The sequence below is a fragment of the Shewanella sp. Isolate7 genome, assembly GCF_022398425.1.
Lineage (GTDB): Bacteria > Pseudomonadota > Gammaproteobacteria > Enterobacterales > Shewanellaceae > Shewanella.
The window spans coordinates 21095-40057 of record NZ_JAKEVJ010000035.1 but is presented as its reverse complement, the minus strand read 5'-3'; the positions used below and the strand labels follow the sequence as shown (position 1 = coordinate 40057).

The window sequence follows — 18963 nt, the reverse complement described above, 5'->3', positions numbered from 1 at the left end:
GATTTAGATTCATAAATCCTTAATTAATGTCGTCAGCGACAATGAATAGGTTTGTAATGATCACCATTTCCTCTATATTCGCACCAGCTCGCCTTTTTTCATGCTTATTTATTGTAGGAGCGCTACATGCTGACTGACATCGAAATTTCACGCCAAGCCAGCTTGCAACCCATAGAAGACATTGCCACTGCCTTCGGGATCTTGCCCCATGAATTAAGCCCCTATGGCAGGACCAAGGCTAAGGTAGATCTGGCTATCACAAACCGAATTAAAGATAACAAACAAGGCAAGTTAGTGATAGTCACCGCAGTCACGCCGACCCCCTTTGGCGAAGGCAAGACGGTCACCAGCATAGGCCTGACTCAGGGCTTACAGGCGATAGGCAAGAAGAGCTGCGTCTGTATCCGCCAGCCTAGCATGGGCCCGGTATTTGGTATCAAGGGCGGCGCCGCCGGTGGTGGCCTGGCTCAGGTGGTGCCCATGGAAGACCTGAATCTGCACTTGACCGGTGACATACATGCGGTGACCAGTGCCCATAACTTGGCGGCAGCGGCCATCGATGCCCGCCTGTATCACGAGCAGCGCCTGGGCGGTGATGCCTTTTTCGAGCAATCCGGGCTAGCACCTTTGGATATCGATCCCGAGAAGATCTTATGGCGCCGTGTGGTGGATCAGAACGAGCGCAGCCTACGTACCATCATGGTTGGCCTGGGCGAGGTCAACGGCCCTGTGCATCAGGGAGGCTTCGATATCAGCGCCGCCTCCGAGCTGATGGCGATTCTCGCGCTGAGCCGGGATCTTAAGGATCTGCGTGCCCGCATCGGCCGTATCGTGCTGGCGCAGAATAAACAGGGCGACTATATCAGCGCCGAAGATCTCGGCGTGGCTGGCGCCATGACGGCCATCATGAGTCAGGCCATCTCGCCGACACTCATGCAGACGCTAAGCGGCGCCCCTTGTCTGATCCACGCCGGCCCCTTCGCCAATATCGCCCACGGCAACTCGTCGGTCATCGCCGACGATATCGCCCTGAGGCTGGCGGATGTCGTGGTGACCGAAGGAGGCTTCGGCTCCGACATGGGCTTCGAGAAATTCTGTAACATCAAGACGCGTCAGTCGGGCAATGCGCCGGATGCGGCTGTGTTAGTGGTAACGATTAAGGCGCTCAAGTCCCATGATCCCCAGGCGGGAAGCGAGATGGACAAGCTCGCCGCCGGCTATGCCAACTTAAGCTGGCACATCAACAATGTGGCCAAGTATGGCCTGCCGCTGGTGGTGTCGATTAACCGTTTCGCCGAGGATACTCAGGAGGAGCTGGACTGGCTCAAGGCCCGCGTGCTGCAAGAGGGGGTGTTTGCCTGTGAGGTCTGCGAAGCCTTCTCTTTGGGCGCCGAGGGCGCCGTGGCATTAGCCGAGGCCGTGGTGCGCGCCACAGAGCAGCCGAGCCAGTTCCGTTATCTCTATGAGACCAAGCAGTCCATCGAGGCCAAGTTGCTGACCATCGCCGAGGCGGGTTATGGCGCCGGAGGCATCAGCCTATCTGAAAAGGCTAAGGCCCAGCTGGCTCAGCTGCAACGCCATGGATTCGATAAGCTGGCGCTGTGTATCGCCAAGACGCCCATGTCGGTCAGCCATGATCCTAAGCTCAAGGGGGCACCGCAGGGGTTTGAGTTACCCATCGCCGAGCTGAAACTCAATGCCGGCGCCGGCTTTATCACGGCGCTGGTGGGGCAGGTGATGACAATGCCGGGGCTGGGAATACGCCCAGGCTACCTTAATATCGATATCGATGAGCAGGGGGAGATCACCGGACTGGCCTAAGGCGGGTGGGTTATCGGCCTAGTGAGATAAAAAAACGCCTGCAATAGCAGGCGTTTTTATGTGAGCGACTATTTTTCTGTCTGATAGATATGCACGTCGCGCTGTGGGAAAGGAATGGAGATCTTTTCCTGATCGAAGCGCATCTTCACCGCGCGGGTGATGTCCCAGTACACATCCCAGTAATCTTCCGGCTTGACCCAAGGGCGCACCACGAAATCCACCGAAGACTCGCCCAGCAGATGCAGCTTCACCGTCGGCTCTGGTTGCTTGAGCACCTTTGGATGCTCTTCGACTATGCCGCGCAGCACCTGTTCGGCGTGTTCTATGTTGTCGCCATAGCCAATGCCGAAGGTCATGTCGACGCGGCGTTGATGCTCTACCGTGATGTTGTTGATGGTATCACCCCAGATCTTGTTGTTGGGGATGATCAGGCGCTGGTTGTCCAGGGTCTTGATGGTAGTGGAGACCAGGCTCATCTGGCTCACCTTGCCGGTGACGCCCGCGGCGTTGATCAGGTCGCCCACATCATAGGGGCGATAGATGAGGATCATCATGCCCGAGGCGAAGTTGGACAGGGTATCTTGTAGGGCGAAGCCTATGATGACACCCGCGACGCCGAAGCCCGCCAGTAGTGGGCCAAGCTCGAAGCCCAGCTGAGACAAGGCGATCATTAGACCCAATGCAAATACCGTCTTACCCGACAGGGAGATGAAGAAGTCTTGCAGCAGCTTGCTGAATTTCAGCTTAGAGTTGCTGACCATCTTCTTGAAGATGCGCTGCACCGCCTTGCCCGCCAGGTGGGCCAAAAAGAGGATCAGCAGGAAGACAAACAGCTTGAATAGCAGCCCTGGGCCGTTATCCAGCAACTGATTCTTAGCCTTGTTCCACCACTGATCCAGCAGGTTGCTGGCCACGTCGACATTGAGCACATCCTGGGTGATATCCCCTGAGATGCTAAACAGGGTCTGTTTTAGCACTGTGGTGTCCTGGCTCAGGGCGTCAAGCAGCTCAATCGCCACCGACAGGCTGGCGCTGGTGAGGCTGAGTCGCTCGTTGAGATTGGTGACCAGAGCGGTCTGCTCGGCAGTGACATCCTTACCCGCCTTAGCCGCCTCATCGACGGCCAACTTGAGCTTGTCCTGGGTGAAATGCACCAGGCTGTTGAGCATGTCTGAGCGCCTGAGTAGCTGGGTTGTGAGTTGGGTCTTGATGGCCTGAGTGTCTTCGCCTAGCTCATCTAGCCAGGTGAGGGTCTCGTATTTAGCGCCGAGGATCTCGTCGCGCTGACGATCCCGCATGGCCAGCTTATACATGACACCCGTGTCATTATCGCTGCCAAGTTGTTGTTTAAATTGGTCGATATCGGCGGCGTAGTAGTCGGCCACCTTATCGATGAAGGCCAGATGCTTCTGCAGTAGCGGCAGAAGTGCAGCCTTATCCAGCGGTTGCTGCTTCATCAGCACCTTGAACTTGTCATGGACCTGATTGGCGTGTTCCTTGATGCGATACTCGATGAACTGCTTCATCTCACCATTGGTATTGCCAAGTTTAGCGATGTCTAAATCTATGGTCTGTTGCAGTTGAGTCAGTTCGGTCAGGGGCTGAGGTGTCTGGAGGGCTTCATCGGCGGTGGCGGGAAGATGGGCTAGCGCCATCATAGTCACCAGCGCCAGGGCTAAGGTGCGTAACATATTATCCGTCCTGTGTTAGCTAATCGCTGGATCATAATCTGTTCCATCTGCGCTGTAAATTCACAACGCGCGGCGGTTCAATCTGGTAGACTAGCACTCTTTGTCGTTATTTGAGAGTTTGTTGTGCTTTGTCCTCACTGTAGTCATTCGTTTCCCGCCGCTCAGGTCGATGCCCAACGGGGCAAGGGGCTGGATGCGCAGATCCAATGCCCCCACTGCGAGGCTTGGCTAGGGCGAAGTGCCATATTGATGCGATTGAAAATACTCGGCTTCTATCTAGGCCTGCTGATGCTGGTCCTGGGCTATTTCTTGCCTGACTGGCGCAACCTGACTACGCCTGTGGCGATATTTGCCGTGATGATATTGCTGGTGAGCCACATGATGGATCACCTCAAGGTGATTCAAGCGCCGCCGAGGCAAGAGGTGGATGACAGCGAGCAGCGACAGAAGTATCGCTGAGATGAGCTGGCTGGTGAAAGCCAGCTAAGAAGATGCCGGGTTTATCTTGGCTTAGCGCTCGCCATCTTAATCTATGACTTGAACCTGGGCCTCGAGCGCCGCTTCGACGTAATAGATCCCGCCCAGGATGGCGACGATAAAGATCGTGGTCCAGAACAGCATTTTGAAATTTTCGCGAAAAAATTCCTTCATAGAGCGCATTTCCTTTAACCTTGAATGGGAAGAGTTGGTAGCCGATAGCCACTATGGCTATAATCTTAGTGTCACTAACTTAAGTCAGACTTAATTTTAGCCAATCTGGCCGTGATGTGGGCCACGCTTTGGCGTGGCGCCTAAGTAAAATTTTCCAATAACTTTTGTTACATTCCCGCTCGAGCGGGCGTCAATTGTGGCTTGACTTCATCACTCTTATCCCTAAACTTGGTCGGAATTTGAATGGTTCCAGTTGATCTCATGGCAATATCGGTAAGAGCAAAAGTAAGAGGAGTGGCGATATGGCTTAGTGCCGTATTGTTCTGCTTGTCTGTGCTCGCCCCGGCACATAGCCTCGAACATCTGGACGACGGGGCGACGACTCACTGTACCCTGTGTATTCAAAAACTGCAGCTTAACAGCGTCTTGCCGGTCGGCGAGTTCAGCTTTAGCCTGCCCACTCTCTCGGTGGAAGTGCCGCTGCGAGAGTCTACTGCGCTTGCAGCCGTTCATGTCGACTATTTTCAAAGTCGCGCCCCGCCCGCCTTATCGTAATACCTCAAAAACTTAAGATGATTAATACTCTGCGCCCCCTTGGCAGCAGAGTCGTTTAGCTGTTTTTTTGGAGACATTATGATGAATTTCGATGCCCGTCTGTCGGCGGTAGCACTTGCCTGTGCCTTTTTGCCAAACCTAAGTTTTGCGGCGGATCCTACCCTGACGAATCCTGCTATTAGCGCCGTACTCGATGGTTATTATCAGAACGCCGAGCGTCCAATGGCCGAGCGGGTCGAAGGCTTTGGTCTGGGCCATACCGAGCTGGCACTGAGCGCCAACATAGATGACATGTTCTACGGCAAGCTGACCTCGGTGATTGAGGTCCATGACGGCGAGACCGAGGTGGGGCTGGAGGAGGCCTTCATCCAGACTCTGGGCATGCCCTATGGTTTCTCGATGCGAGGCGGTCGTTTCCTGTCGGATGTAGGCTATCTCAACAATCAGCATGTGCACACAGATGCCTTCTCGGATCGCCCCGCAGCCTATCGCGCCTTCCTCGGCAGCCATTATTTCGATGACGGTGTGCGTCTGGACTATGTCGCGCCGACCGACCTCTACTGGACCATGGGTATCGAGGCCTTCAAGGGCGACAGCATGCGCGCCGAAGATGAGCACGGTGAGCGCGAGTTTAAGAACGTCGGCGTCTACACCGCCTACACTAAGCTGGGTGGCGATATAGGTGTCAGCAGTTCCTGGATGCTGGGCCTGAGTTACCTGCGTAACGAGAACGGCCGTCTCACTGCCCATGAGGAGCATGAAGAAGCCGTGGTGGCCGAAGAAGAGCACGATCATGACCACAGTCATGGGGCTAGATACACGGGTGAGAACACCTATATCGCAGACTTCGTCTATAAGTGGGCACCACAGGGTAACTACAAGTATCAGCATCTAACCCTGAGCGGCGAGTATTTCCGCGTCAGCGATTATGCGCCGCTCGAGGAGCACGGCCATGACCTGGTTGACGATCACGATACCTCAAAGCCGGATGCTCACACCGGTTGGTACCTTAGCTCTGTATATCAGTTCTCGCCAAATTGGTCGGCGGGCGTGAGATACGGTCAGGTCGATACACATCTTTTGCACGATGAGCATTTCGATGCACAGAAACTGAAAGAGACAGAGGTGAGCCTGGCCTGGCACCACAGCTATTTCTCGACCGTGCGTCTACAATATACCAATCAGCAGGGCACTAACTTTGACGGCATCACCGACGATAACGTCATTACACTTCAATATGTTATGACTCTGGGGGCTCACGGTGCGCATCAATTCTAATTACTTAAAGGCCGGCGTTGCGGCGCTGGCACTCAGCTTTGCCTGTGGAGCACAGGCGAAACTCAATATCTTTGCCTGCGAGCCTGAATATGCCGCGCTATCCAAGGAGCTGGCGCCGGATGCTAAGGTGTACGCCGCGACGACCGCGATGCAGGACCCGCATCAGGTTCAGGCCAGGCCTAGCCTGATCGCCAAGATGCGCCAGGCGGATCTGGCCGTATGTGCCGGTGCCGATCTCGAGGTGGGCTGGTTGCCCATGTTGCAGATGAAATCGGCTAACGCCCAGGTGCGCTCCACCGACAAGGGGCTCTTCTTTGCCGCCGAGCATATCCAGACGCTGGATCAGCTGGCCCAGGTCGATCGCAGCATGGGTGATGTGCATGCCCAGGGTAATCCACACCTGCACTTCGACCCCGAGCGCCTGCTCCAGGTGGCTAAGGCCTTGTCGGCCAAGATGGTAGCGCTCGATCCGGATAATGCAGCGGGCTACGAGTCGGCCCTGGCCGATTTCAGTCTGCGCTGGCAGGCGGCGATAGGCCGCTGGCAGTCACAGGTGGCGCCGCTTCAGGGCAAGAAGGTGATCGCCTATCACACCAGCTTCCGCTACCTGTTCAACTGGTTAGGCATGGAGCAGGTGGGGGATCTCGAGCCCAAGCCGGGGCTACCGCCGAGCACGGGTCACCTGGCAAGCCTGCAGGGGCGTGCCGGTCAGGGGGATGTGATGGCCATCATAGTCGCCTCCTATCAGGATGAGCGCGGGGCCAAGTGGCTCGGTGAGCGCACCAGCCTGTCAGTGGTGAATCTGCCCATGTCGGTCGGCGGTAACGATGACGCACAGGACCTCTTCGGCCTGTACGACAGCGTTATCCAGTTATTGCTGGGTGTGAATCGCTAGCCTGGCTTATATCCGGCGCCCCATGGGGCGCCGTTGTTCGTTTTTTGGTACTCAATCATGTTTGATCTCGATCTCTTATCTATCCTGCTACCCGCCTTCGCCGCGGGTATCTTGGTGCTCTCAACCCATGTGCTGCTGGGCAGTCAGGTGCTCAAGCGCGGCATCATCTTCATCGACCTGGCGATCGCCCAGGTGGCGGCGCTGGGGGCCATCATCGCTCATACCAACCACGAGCTGGAGCATCTAGCCTATGTGACGGTCTGGATGCCGGCCCTGTTTGCCCTCTTGGGGGCAGGGTTTATCGCCCGGCTGGCCAAGCGGATGGCCAACGAGCTGGAGGCGATCATAGGTTGCTTCTATGTGTTGTCGGCGGTGGCGGCCATGTTACTGCTGTCAAACGATCCCCACGGCGCAGAGATGCTTAAGCAGTTGATGTCCGGCCAGATCCTCTGGGTGAACTGGTCACAGCTGATTCTGCCTGCCGTGGTGTCTGCGCTGGTGCTGGCGATCATCGCCCTGCGCCCGGCCATACTCAATGGCGCCGGTTTCTATCTGTTGTTTGCTTTAGTGATCACCCTGTCGGTAGAGCTGGTGGGCGTCTATCTGGTGTTCAGCTCCCTTATCCTGCCGGCGCTGGCGGTTAACAAGCTGCGCGGCAGGGGCAAATGGCCGCTGGCCTATCTGGTGGGTCTGTTGGGCTATGGCATAGGCCTGTTGCTGTCTGCCAGTTTCGACCTGCCGAGCGGCGCGGCGATTGTGGCGACCCTGGCGGTCAGCACAGTGGCGTTTCGTCTGTTACAGCCTCGTCTAATGAGGGAAAGTTCGATTACGAAGGTTAGCGCTAACTAGAAAAGTCGATAAAGACGAGGTGCTTGAGAGATGAGCGGGTAGGGTACAACAGGCACTCTCCCGCTTTTTTCTTGGCTGCGTTCCGTTGAGGCGATGTTTTTTCACTGTTAATTCCATGACTTATATCGTTAACACTCGCCAGGTATGCTGTAAGCCCTTTGGGGCCCTAAGACGACAGGTGTAAGTCAAAAGGCCTGCTGCTATAATGTCGCCACTGAAATCACAGGAGTAAGTTGTGCTGTTAATCTTCAGATCTCTGATCTTAGCCATCATGTTGTTGTTGGCCTTTGTCTTCGGTGGCCTCTATTGTCTGCTGCGCCCCCGCCATAGAGACAATGTTCATCTGTTTGCTAAGATATTTTCCTGGGCCGCGCCTGTCTTAGGGGTCAAGGTCGTGGTACGCAAGCCCAAGGTGGAACGCAGCGAGCCCTGTATCTTCCTGGCTAACCATCAGAACAATTTCGATATGTTTACCCATACGGCCGCCGTGCCTAAAGGCACTGTCAGCCTGGGTAAGAAGAGCCTGGCGTGGATCCCTTTCTTCGGCCAGATCTACTGGTTGTCTGGGAACATATTGATCGACCGTAAGAACCGTAACCGCGCCTTCGAGACCATGGCGCAGACCGCGAAGAAGATTAAAGATAAGTGCCTCTCTATCTGGATCTTCCCCGAGGGCACGCGTTCACGGGGTAAGGGGTTGCTGCCTTTCAAGGCGGGCGCCTTCCATACCGCCATCGAGGCCGGTGTTGCCATGGTGCCTGTGTTGGCTTCGAATCAGGAACATATTAAGCTTAACCGCTGGAATAACGGCGTGGTGATCATCGAGATGATGGATCCCATAGAGACCAAAGGCCTGGCTAAGTCGCAGGTAAAAGAGCTATCGACTCGGATTCATGCCATGATGGCGGAGAAGCTGGCTCAGCTGAATCAGGAAGCCAGCGCCCTGATGGCCAAGAAAGCAATTAATTAAGAACACTTTTATTCGGAGAGATCCATGTCTACAGAACGTCAGTTGCAGGAACAGAAACAGGAAAACCAGGAGATCGTCGACGCGATTCTTGCCGATGGTTCTGAGCCCGATGCCGAATACACCATTGAACATCACTTCTCGGCCACTAACTTCGACCGTCTGGAGAAGGCGGCGGTAGAAGCCTTTAAGATGGGTTTCGAGGTAAACGATGCCGAAGAGATGGAGCTGGAAGACGGCTCAGTGCTCTTCTGTTTCGATGCTATCGCCTACCATAAACTCGACGTGGCTTTGCTGGACAAGGCCTGTGAAGATCTGATCCAGCTGGCGGCTAAGCTGAAGGTGGATTACGACGGCTGGGGCACCTACTTTATCGGCGACGATATGGAAGGTGACGACGAGGAGTATGAAGAGGAAGACTCTCGCTTCCATTAAGCTGTTTCCATTTAGCAGCTGCCATTAAAAAGCCCATCTATGATGGGCTTTTTTTGTGTCTGTGATGGCCTGGCTGTGACGGCCGCGCTGTGACCTCTTGCCATTTAACACTTATCGCTTAGTCGTGGCGGGCTAGTCTGCCTCGCCAGGCTCGAAGATGACGCAGCAGTTGCGTCCTTGCTGCTTGGCCTGATAGAGGGCGCTGTCGGCCTGACCCAGCCACTGGGCGCTGTTGCTCAGGTGTTCGTCTATGCCGCAGATGCCGATACTCACCGTCACCTTAAGGATGGCGCTCTCGAATCTCAGCTCCGAGGCTTCAATCTTCTCCCGCAGACGATCGGCAAAATGCAGTGCCGCCTCGGCATTGGTGTTCGACAGCACCACGGAAAACTCCTCTCCGCCGTAGCGGCCGGCGCAGTCTGTGTCCCGCAGGGACTGACGCAGAATATGGGACACATGCTGGATCACCTTATCACCTGCAATATGGCCGTAGGTGTCGTTGATGCGTTTAAAGTGGTCGATGTCGAACATCACCAGCGTGGTGGGTTCGCCATAGCGGGCATGGCGGTCGAACTCTTTCTGCATACACAGCTGCCAGTGGCGGCGGTTATGCAGTTGGGTCAATCCATCTGTCTGGCTCAGGTGTTCCAGGCGCTCGTTGGCGGCCTTGAGCTGCAGCTTGTTGATCGCCACATCGGTGACATCATAGATGATCATGCTGATATGGGTGATCTGGCCGGTGAGCGAGGAGAGCGGCAGCAGGGTCACATTCTGGTACATGAAGTCGGCGCGGCCCGTGATGGGACGATAGTTGCCGAACTTGAATACATAGGGGCGCTGCTCCCAGCTGATAAAGGCGCGATTCTTCAGTAGGAAGACAGACTCCATCTTCTGTTTCAGCCAGGTCGCCGGCAGGTAGTTGAACTGATCGAACAGGTACTTGCCCTTGATGGAGTTGGGTGAGATGCCGCTATGGTTCTCCATGAAACCATTCCAGAGCTGGATGTTGTAATCGCGATCCAACACGACCAGGCCGACCTCTATGGTCTGCACCATATCGATTAGCCAGTGGAGTTCGTTCATCGCGCTTTGGTCATATGGCATATCTTGATCCAACTTAATCCAGCAAATAGCCCAGCTTATAGTTAAGCGTCGGCAAAGATTCTTCGGTAAATAACAAGAGGAGATCGCATTGAATATCATGGCCTTCGATGCGGTAGTTGATCTCCATCGCCAGGGTGCGGGACCATTTCTCCGAGTTGTCGTGGATCAGGTCGTTCACCGTGCAGTGGCGCCCCAGCACCACGGGATGGCTCTGGCTGAATTTCATGTGCAGCTGCTCTGAGATGCCGCTGAGGAAGGCGCCGATCAACACGTTGCCCGTGTCTATCATCACCTCTATCTCAGTATTGGCATCCTCAGGGTTTGCCAGTCCCATCAGCTTGGCCATGTCCTGAAAGGAGGAGTCGTGAAACAGCAGCAGCGCCTCGCCGGCAATTCCGGCGCCGATAAAGCCCTGACACAGGGCCGATACCGTGCTGTAGCGCTCGGTGGCCTTGAGGGTCATGGTGAGCTCGCTGACTTCCAGCACGTTGACGTTAGGGATGGGCAAGAGCACGAAGACATCCAGCAGCTTGGCCAGCAGATCGGCGGCGCGGCCCATGGCCACGTTGGCGACCTCCTGACAGGCATCGCGCAGATCCACCTCGATCATGGGGTTGTCGCTTTCTTGCTCGCCCAGGGCGATGGTGAGTATGCCGTATTCCTGGAGGATATTGCTGATGGCATCGGCGCTGACAGGCTTCTGAATAAAGTCCAGCGCACCCAGGGCCTTCACCTTCTCGTGGGCCTTGATCTGAATGTCGCCCGATACCACGATAACCAGGGCGGGCAGATCCTCTTTCTGAATGGTTTCCAGTACCTCGTAGCCATCCATCACCGGCATGTTGAGGTCGAGAAAGACCACTTCGCCCTTACCGGCCCTGATCGCCTCGATACCTTCGGCGCCATTGTTGGCAAAGGTGATCTCGACATCCCACTCCTTGGGCAGGGTCCTGGCCATCTGCTTGCGAGCGAGTGCGGAGTCATCGCATATGAGTACGGGGATCGACATCTAGTTATAACATCCTAATCTGCCTTCATTACTAGAAGATAACACCAAATCACTTGCTTGGTGGCTAAAAGCTTCATCCTGAGGCAGTTTTATCGGTTTTGTCTTTGGTAACGACAGGGATTAACGGGGCTTGTTGCTGATGCATTTACCGGGACATTTACCCGACCTCTAGGTATCCGAGCCAGCTTGGCGCGGGTAGCGGGAGCAGGTAAATGACAAACTCTGTCCAAAGGTTATTATCTATCAGCTTGATTAACAACCGTAAACTCTTGGGTGGCAATATTTTGACGCCAGTCAAAAAACGGACTCATGTTATATCTTTTAGGGATATTTGCCAAATGTGTTACATTCCCTTCTGGACTGACCAGTAGCAGAGTTTAAGCGCAGCGATTGAGGAGTAAAGGAATGCAACACCCCAACGTCACCCTGACCATAGCCGAAGGCATCGCCTGGGTAGAACTGTCACGGCCGGAAAAGTACAACGCCCTTAACTATGAACTGTTCGAATCTATCGTTAAGGTGCAGAAGCATATCGCCAAGCGCCGGGATGTACGGGCGGTGATCTTAACCGGCAGCGGCGGTAACTTCTGTTCCGGCCTGGATGTGGCCAGCGTGATGAAGTCGCCGATGCAGGCGTTTAAGTTGCTGTTTAAGTGGTTGCCGGGTAATGCCAATCTGGCGCAGCGGGTTTCGATCGGCTGGCGCCGACTGCCTGTGCCTGTGATCTGCGTGCTCGAGGGGATCTGCTATGGCGGCGGTACCCAGATAGCCTTAGGGGCGGATATGCGTATCGCCGCGCCAGACTGTCGCCTCTCTATCATGGAGGCCAAGTGGGGACTGGTGCCTGATATGGCCGGTTTAGTCGGTTTGCGAGAATTAGTGGGTAAGGATATCGCCATGCAGCTCACCATGACGGCCGAGGTGATCGACGCCCAGCAGGCCAAGGCCTATGGCCTGGTGACTCAGGTGAGCGAGGCGCCGCGGGAGGCCGCAGAGGCCTTGGCACATCGACTGGCCAACACCTCGCCTGATGCCAATGCGGCGATCAAGTTCAGCATCAACAAGAGTTGGCGCGCCGGTGAGCGTAGCCTGCTGGCCCGTGAGTCCCTGAGTCAGGTGCGTCTGCTTGTGGGCAAGAACCGGCTGATTGCCGCCCTGCGTCAGACCAAAGATCCTGAGCGTCGTTACCAGCCGCGTCAGCCCTGGTGGCGCTAACTGAATGAGTCGCAAAAGATTTTCAATGTGATCGGCTTCACACTACCTCTCGCCCGGCGAGACGAACCCCCCGAGGCTCGCTAGTATCCTGCTGCCAAAATTTTGATAAAGGAAAGCTGGATAATGCGACAAGGGTTTGAACGATTTCTCTGGAGTAGCCGCCTCTCAGTGATGATAGGGGTGTTTGCCTGTGTGCTGGCGGCCCTTGTGGTGTTTGTCATGGGCATCAAGGATGTGATCCACATGGTCGACCTGCTGTGGGACTATGTGATCAGCGGCAGTTACGAGGTACGTAACGACCTGGTGATGGTGGTGGTGGAGATCTTAGATACCTTCCTGCTAGGGTCTGTGCTGCTTATCTTTGCCTTTGGCCTCTATGAGCTGTTTATCAGTAACCTGCAGGCGGCGGAAGACAGTGTCGCCGGTGGCAAGATCTTAGTGATCAGCAGCATAGACTCGCTCAAGAGTAAGCTGGGTAAAGTGATCCTCATGATGTTGATCATTAAGGTGTTCTCCTACTTTACCGAGATGAAGCCGACCTCCATGTTGGAGTTGCTCTATATGGGCATCATAGTCGTGCTGATCGCCCTGGCGCTGATGCTGAGTAAAGACAAGAAGTAAACCTCTAAGCCTTAGGGATAGGCCCGTAGGATACGCTGGGCGAAGCCCTGAACTAGGATCAGTACCTCCTGCCAGGCTGTGGGCTGATCCAGGTTTAACGCCAGTCGCTGCTGCTCATAACGCAGTGGCTGCCCCATGGGGGAGAGGGCCTTGCGGGTATCTTGAGTTGCCAGCGAGGCCGGTAGCCCGTCGGGGGATTGAATATCCAATACCGGCAGCTCGAGCTTAGCCAGCTTGCCTGCCAGATCCCGATTCTCCGCCTCAAGTTCCAGATAGGGATTGATCACCACCAGCAGATCCGGGCTCGGTAGCGCGGTGGCGGTCAGCATCTCGATAACCAGGCCGGCACTCTGGCCGTTGACGATAAGCATCCGCTTACCCGGATACGCCTTCCCCAAAACGTCGAGCTGTCCCAGGGTTTGACTCAGGGCGGTTTTCTGTTTCTCCCGTAAAGCGGTCCAATCTTCCAGGCTGTATTTGGGCAGGCTCTGATCGCGCTTCTGGCCGAGCTGCGCCTCGCCGGGCTTGGGGATCTCACCGGCATCCGTGATATGGTTGGGCTGTGATGCACCCTGGGGCGCACCTATGCTGAGGGTCGCCCAGCCCTTAGGCGTGAGATCGCGTCTGAGAAAGGCGAGCAGGCCTTCTGGGTCGGCATCCTCGCCCAGATCCCCTAACAATACCGCCGCGCCATACTGATTTCGTCCCTGCCAGGGGCGCACCAATACCGGCTGCTCTGTGCCCTCGACCGTGATTTTAGCCACCTCGGTTGGCGGCAGGTAATCATAGTCTTGCATGGTATTGCGCTGGGCGAGAGCCATCAGGGGAAACAGGGTAAGGATAAGCAGTGTGGTGCGTAGATTCATCGGTTTATTGGGTCATCTGGCGTTAACTTTGACTATGGCGTCAGTATAAGCCTAAGTGCTTGCCAATGGCGATAAAATGCGAAAGAAGCTGGCACCGACCAGGGTCGGTGCCATAGGGAGAGACTTATGCATGACTGGAATTAGGCGTGGCTGACTAGGACCAGACGCACGGCGTCCAGTTGCAGCTGGCAGCCATCTAGGTAGTTGCCCAGCTCGACCATCTGATTTCTCAGATGCTCCAGCTCCTCGTCACGGATGTTGGGGTTAACGGCCTTGAGGGCCTCCAAACGCTCCAGCTCGGCGGTGAGCTGCTGAGTCATCCTGGCGCTGGCCTCTTCGGTCTGCTGTTTCATCGCCGCCTCGGCAAAGGCTTCACCCTTGGCAAACAGCGGGTGCAGTATGGTCTGCGACGCGTTGACCAGCTTGCTGGCGATATGACGGTTGACCGCGCTCAGCTGCTTGTCGAAGCTCTCGTAGCTGACGTTCTCCGACAGGTTGTTGCCATTCTTGTCCAGCAATACGCGAACCGGGGTAGGCGGCATGTAGCGGTAGAGCTGGCTCGAACGCGGCGCCGAGGCATCGGCCATGTAGATCAGCTCAAGAAAGACTGTGCCTGCCGGCAGGGCCTTATTCTTGAGCACGGCCACGCTGGTGGTGCCTGTCTCGGAGGAGGTGATCAGATCCAGACCCGTCTGTACCAGCGGGTGCTCCTGGGTGATCAGGGCGATATCGTCGCGGGACAGCGCCATCTCTCGGTCGAAGGTCACGGTAATACCATCTTCCGGCAGGCCAGGGTAGGTGGGGAACATCATATGCTCGCTCGGGTGCAGCACGATGGCGTTCTCGCCGCTGTCTTCCTGCTCGACACCTATGATGTCCCACAGGCGGATCACCGAGGCAATCAGCTGGGTGTCCTGGTCGCGGGCCGCCAGACTATCCACCAACTTCTGCGCCTTGGCGCCGCCGTGGGAGTTGATCTCCAGCAGCTTGTCGCGGCCCTGTTCCATCGCCTTCTTCAGCGCCTTGTAACGGGTCTGGGTGTGGTTGAGCAGCTGGGTGAACTGATCTTCGTCGCGATACACCAGCTGGGTCAGCAGCTCGTCGGAAAACTCGTTAAACAGAATATGGCCAGTCGGGCAGGTCTGCTCAAAGGCGTTCAGTCCCTTGTGGTACCAGTTCATCAGGTTTTCCTGGGCCGTGCCCGCCAGGTAGGGCAGGTGGATCTCGACATCGTTGGCCTGGCCGATACGGTCCAGACGACCGATGCGCTGCTCCAGCAGATCCGGGTTCAGCGGCAGGTCGAACAGCACCAGATGGCTGGCAAACTGGAAGTTACGGCCCTCTGAGCCAATCTCGCTACAGATCAGCGCCTGGGCGCCGCCGGTTTCCTGGGCAAAGTAGGCGCCCGCCTTGTCGCGCTCTATGATCGACATGCCTTCGTGGAATACTGTGGCCTGAATGCCCTCGCGGGTACGCAGCGCCTCTTCCAGGCTCAGGGCGGTCTCCGCCTGGCTGGCGATGATCAGCACCTTCTTGCTGCGATGATTCTTGAGAAAATCGATCAACCAGTCGACCCTAGGGTCGAACTTCCACCAACTGGCACTATCGCTCTCGAACGCCTGATAAAGTTTTTCCGGGCTCAGCGCCTGTTTCACCTTGGCGGTGAGATCAGTCTGGCCACCCATCATCTCTGACACGCGGGCGGCGGTCTCGTATTGGGTCGGCATGGTCTGCGGATGGGCATTGAAGATACGGGTCGGGAAGCCCTTCACCGAGGCGCGGCTGTTACGGTAGAGCACTCGGCCGGTGCCGTGTCTGTCCAGCAGTTCCTGTAGCAGCTCGCTGCGGGCCTGCTCGCGTTGGTCATCATCGACACTCTCGTCTTCGATCAGACGTAGCGCCGGGGTGATATCTTTCTCGTTGAGTAGCTCGGTCAGGCTGGCAACGGCCTCGTTGGGCAGACGCTTGCCACTGGCCAGGGCATCGGCAGCACTGGCCACCTCTTTGTAGCTCTCCTCCTCTTTGAGGAAGGCCTGATAGTCGTAGAAGCGATCCGGATCCAGCAGGCGCAGACGGGCGAAGTGACTCTGGTGGCCCAGCTGATCCGGAGTCGCGGTCAGCAGTAGCACGCCGGGGACCACTTCACTCAGGGCCTCGACCACGCGATAGGCGCGGCTCGGCTCCTCTTCGGTCCACTCCAGGTGGTGGGCTTCGTCGACCACCATGAGATCCCAGTCGGCATCCAGTGCCTGATCCAGGCGTTTCTTCTTACGCAGCAGCTCCAGCGAGCAGATCACCAGTTGTTCGGTGTAGAAGGGGTTGTCGTGGTCGGCATAGGCCTCGACGCATCTGTCTTCGTCGAATACTGAGAAGCGCAGGTTGAAACGACGCAGCATCTCCACCAACCACTGATGGCGCAGTGTGTCTGGCACTATGATCAGGATACGCTCGGCGCGGCCGGTCAGCAGCTGCTGGTGAATGATGAGGCCGGCTTCGATGGTCTTACCTAGGCCTACCTCGTCCGCCAATAGTACGCGCGGCGCGAAGCGCTGGCCCACTTCATGGGCAATCCACTGCTGATGGGGGATCAGGCCGACACGGGGACCCTGTAGGCCCAGCAGATCTGAGGTGGCCAGCTTGTGACGCAGTAGCTGGCTCTGGTAGCGCACGCCAAATCTGTCGAGACGGTCGATCTGGCCGGCAAACAGCCTGTCCTGGGGCTTGTTGAAGCGAATATTGTGGTTGAGCAGGGTCTCGCGCAGGCTGACCTCCTCACCGGTTTCCGTGTGGATACCGTGGTAGATCACCAGCTGGTTCTTCTCTTCGACTTCGCTGACCTTGAGACTCCAGCCTTCGTGACTCTCGATGATATCGCCGGGGTTATAGATCACTCGGGTTAGCGGGGCATCGTCGCGGGCAAACATGCGGTTTTCGTCAGTGGCGGGGAACATCAGGGTGACCATACGGCCTTCGAGTCCAATGACAGTACCTAAACCGAGTTCCGATTCGGTATCACTAATCCAACGTTGACCTAAGGAAAAGGGCATTTACAAATTCTCATCTACAGGGTGAATCACGAAAGGGCGCGTATGTTATCCAATCGAGGCTTTGATGTCGAACACATCTGACCCGTATTTGCCTCGTTAAAAAGCCTAAAGATTACAAATTATCCAATCGGATCGGCTGGCACCCACCTTGTCATCTTAATGTCATTTTAGGCCACCAGTCTCAAATTGGGTCGGGCGATTTTCTGGGCAAGTTTCCGTTGAAGCCGTGAGATTTTGGTGTCAGTATGGATTTAACCGCTAAGTGCTTTGTTGCGCGTCACTATACTGATAGAGAAGGAGGCTAATTACCCGCTCAGTTTGCTTGACTACAAATATAACACCCTACGCACAAGTGGAGGCGCCATGGAACAAGACGACAAGAAGTTGTTTGTACTGGATACCAATGTGTTACTGCATGAACCCTTAGCCATCTATTCGTTTAAGGAGCATGATGTCGTAGTCCCCATGACTGTCCTTGAAGAGTTGGATCAGATCAAAGACAGGAAACGAGATATTAGCCGAGATGCCCGAGTCGCCATTCGCGCACTGGAAGATATACTCGGTGGGCAAACCACCCCAGAAGAGATTGTCAGCGGGGTGCCCTTACCCAAACGCGAAGGACACGGTGACGCAGTAGGTTCCCTCTCTATCTTCCCCGACCATCAACTCGAATTTACCCAGGCATCCCTGCCCGGTGACAACAACGACAACCGCATCATCAACACCGCCCTGCATCTGCAGAAGCAGTTTGCCCCACGCCATGTGGTGCTGGTGACCAAAGATATCAACATGCGCCTCAAGGCCAAGGGCGCCGGCATTAATCTGGTCGAAGACTACCGCACCGACCAGCTGATCGACGACATTCGCTTCCTCACCAAAGGTTTTCACCAGTTTGAGGGGGATTTCTGGGCGCGCAAGGAACATGTCAACACAGAGACTCAGGGACGCCATACGGTGCATAGGGTGCCGGTTAGGGAAGTGGGTGAAGAGAACTTCTATACCAACCAATACCTTATCGACGAAGACTCTAACTTCTGTGGCCGGGTCTTGAGCAATAACGACGAGGATCTGGAGATATTGGATCTTGGCCGTGATCGCCTGCTCAACCTGGACGCCTGGGGCATCAAGCCCAAAAATATCTACCAGGGAATGGCGATGCAGGCGCTGCTGGATCCCGATATCGATCTGGTGATCCTCACCGGCCCAGCCGGCTGTGGTAAGACGCTACTGGCCATGGCGGCGGCGCTGGAGATGGTGGTGGAGCGGGGCCTCTACGATAAGGTGATCGTCACCCGTAACACGCCAGAGATCGCCGAATCTATCGGCTTCCTGCCCGGCACCGAAGAGGAGAAGATGGCGCCCTGGCTCGCGGCCATCACAGATACCCTGGAGGTGTTACACAAGCATGACGTCAACCCCAGCGGCAGCATGAACTACATCATGGACAAGGCCAACATACAGTTTAAGTCGATTAACTTCATGCGTGGACGCTCGATACAGAACTCTGTGGTCCTGCTGGATGAGTGTCAAAACCTGACCGCCTCGCAGATCAAGACGATGATCACCCGTATGGGCGAGGGGACTAAGCTGATCTGTAGCGGTAACCTGGCGCAGATCGATTCTAACTACCTGACGGCGGTGACCTCGGGGCTCACCTATATCGTCGAGCGCTTTAAAAATTTCGATGGCAGTGCCAACGTCTACCTCAACGGCGTGGTGCGCTCTCGCCTGGCCGAGTTTGCCGAGGAAAACCTATAGCCGCTTAGACGGTCAATGACGATAAAAGACTCCCAGGGTGGAGTCTTTTGTCTAAAGAAAGCGCAGCGCTAGGCAACTGCATCAATTTGTCTGCCCAAGCCAACTGAGATCATTCTGGCAAAAGCGACTCCCCTTTGTATTCCATTGGGCTGGCTTCCTGATACTATATGCAGAATATGATGCGCCGCTCAGGTTAACCCC

17 protein-coding genes are annotated in these 18963 nt (G+C 55.8%); 11 read left to right on the top strand and 6 right to left on the bottom strand.

Annotation, left to right across the window (positions count from 1 at the left end; translation table 11 throughout):
- Positions 1–126 precede the first annotated feature (126 nt).
- Positions 127–1821, top strand: coding sequence for a formate--tetrahydrofolate ligase (locus L1D47_RS10695; RefSeq protein ID WP_239884728.1), 1695 nt, complete (start codon positions 127–129; stop codon positions 1819–1821).
- 68 nt (positions 1822–1889) lie between these two features.
- Here the strand turns inward: L1D47_RS10695 and L1D47_RS10690 are convergent, their stop codons facing one another.
- Positions 1890–3512: a mechanosensitive ion channel family protein gene (locus L1D47_RS10690; protein WP_239884726.1), complete on the bottom strand. Its 1623-nt coding sequence runs from the start codon at positions 3510–3512 to the stop codon at positions 1890–1892.
- Between the two features lie 123 nt (positions 3513–3635).
- Between L1D47_RS10690 and L1D47_RS10685 the strand changes: the two genes are divergently transcribed.
- Complete coding sequence (locus L1D47_RS10685) at positions 3636–3971, top strand: hypothetical protein (protein ID WP_239884724.1); 336 nt, start codon at positions 3636–3638, stop codon at positions 3969–3971.
- 66 nt (positions 3972–4037) lie between these two features.
- On the opposite strand, the gene L1D47_RS21150 is transcribed toward L1D47_RS10685, so the two are convergent.
- Positions 4038–4163 (bottom strand): hypothetical protein, encoded by a 126-nt coding sequence (locus L1D47_RS21150; RefSeq protein ID WP_268747965.1) that lies wholly within the window; start codon positions 4161–4163, stop codon positions 4038–4040.
- Between the two features lie 294 nt (positions 4164–4457).
- Here L1D47_RS21150 and L1D47_RS10680 point away from each other — a divergent pair, with 294 nt between their 5' ends.
- The 6 genes from L1D47_RS10680 (at position 4458) to rraB (ending at position 9142) form a co-directional block, all read left to right on the top strand.
- On the top strand, positions 4458–4718 hold the full coding sequence (locus tag L1D47_RS10680) for an ABC-type zinc uptake system zinc chaperone (protein WP_239852798.1): 261 nt from the start codon (positions 4458–4460) through the stop codon (positions 4716–4718).
- A 78-nt stretch (positions 4719–4796) separates the two neighbouring features.
- The gene (locus tag L1D47_RS10675; protein WP_239884723.1) at positions 4797–5996 is read left to right on the top strand and encodes a hypothetical protein; all 1200 of its coding nucleotides are present in this window, start codon (positions 4797–4799) and stop codon (positions 5994–5996) included.
- Positions 5980–6891, top strand: coding sequence for a zinc ABC transporter substrate-binding protein (locus L1D47_RS10670; RefSeq protein WP_239884721.1), 912 nt, complete (start codon positions 5980–5982; stop codon positions 6889–6891). The genes L1D47_RS10675 and L1D47_RS10670 overlap by 17 nt, the downstream gene beginning before the upstream one ends.
- 57 nt (positions 6892–6948) lie before the next feature.
- Complete coding sequence (locus L1D47_RS10665; protein WP_239884719.1) at positions 6949–7740, top strand: metal ABC transporter permease; 792 nt, start codon at positions 6949–6951, stop codon at positions 7738–7740.
- A gap of 235 nt (positions 7741–7975) precedes the next feature.
- A complete protein-coding gene (locus tag L1D47_RS10660; RefSeq protein WP_041510864.1) occupies positions 7976–8710 on the top strand; it encodes a 1-acylglycerol-3-phosphate O-acyltransferase in 735 nt (244 codons plus the stop codon).
- Positions 8711–8734: 24 nt separating this feature from the next.
- Positions 8735–9142 (top strand): ribonuclease E inhibitor RraB, encoded by a 408-nt coding sequence (gene rraB, locus L1D47_RS10655; RefSeq protein WP_041510865.1) that lies wholly within the window; start codon positions 8735–8737, stop codon positions 9140–9142.
- Positions 9143–9274: 132 nt separating this feature from the next.
- On the opposite strand, the gene L1D47_RS10650 is transcribed toward rraB, so the two are convergent.
- On the bottom strand, positions 9275–10246 hold the full coding sequence (locus L1D47_RS10650) for a sensor domain-containing diguanylate cyclase (protein WP_239884717.1): 972 nt from the start codon (positions 10244–10246) through the stop codon (positions 9275–9277).
- A gap of 13 nt (positions 10247–10259) precedes the next feature.
- Positions 10260–11255 (bottom strand): response regulator, encoded by a 996-nt coding sequence (locus L1D47_RS10645; protein WP_239884715.1) that lies wholly within the window; start codon positions 11253–11255, stop codon positions 10260–10262.
- 405 nt (positions 11256–11660) lie between these two features.
- Between L1D47_RS10645 and L1D47_RS10640 the strand changes: the two genes are divergently transcribed.
- Both L1D47_RS10640 and L1D47_RS10635 read left to right on the top strand, forming a co-directional pair.
- Positions 11661–12470: a crotonase/enoyl-CoA hydratase family protein gene (locus tag L1D47_RS10640; RefSeq protein WP_239884713.1), complete on the top strand. Its 810-nt coding sequence runs from the start codon at positions 11661–11663 to the stop codon at positions 12468–12470.
- Between the two features lie 123 nt (positions 12471–12593).
- Positions 12594–13091 carry a YqhA family protein gene (locus L1D47_RS10635; RefSeq protein WP_041510868.1) on the top strand — a complete coding sequence of 166 codons (498 nt, stop codon included), beginning with the start codon at positions 12594–12596 and terminating at the stop codon, positions 13089–13091.
- Between the two features lie 11 nt (positions 13092–13102).
- Here the strand turns inward: L1D47_RS10635 and L1D47_RS10630 are convergent, their stop codons facing one another.
- The gene (locus tag L1D47_RS10630; protein WP_239884711.1) at positions 13103–13957 is read right to left on the bottom strand and encodes a DUF3530 family protein; all 855 of its coding nucleotides are present in this window, start codon (positions 13955–13957) and stop codon (positions 13103–13105) included.
- 140 nt (positions 13958–14097) lie between these two features.
- Positions 14098–17004 carry an RNA polymerase-associated protein RapA gene (gene rapA / locus L1D47_RS10625; RefSeq protein ID WP_239884709.1) on the bottom strand — a complete coding sequence of 969 codons (2907 nt, stop codon included), beginning with the start codon at positions 17002–17004 and terminating at the stop codon, positions 14098–14100.
- 363 nt (positions 17005–17367) lie between these two features.
- Here rapA and L1D47_RS10620 point away from each other — a divergent pair, with 363 nt between their 5' ends.
- Complete coding sequence (locus L1D47_RS10620; RefSeq protein ID WP_239852782.1) at positions 17368–18762, top strand: PhoH family protein; 1395 nt, start codon at positions 17368–17370, stop codon at positions 18760–18762.
- Positions 18763–18963 lie beyond the last annotated feature (201 nt).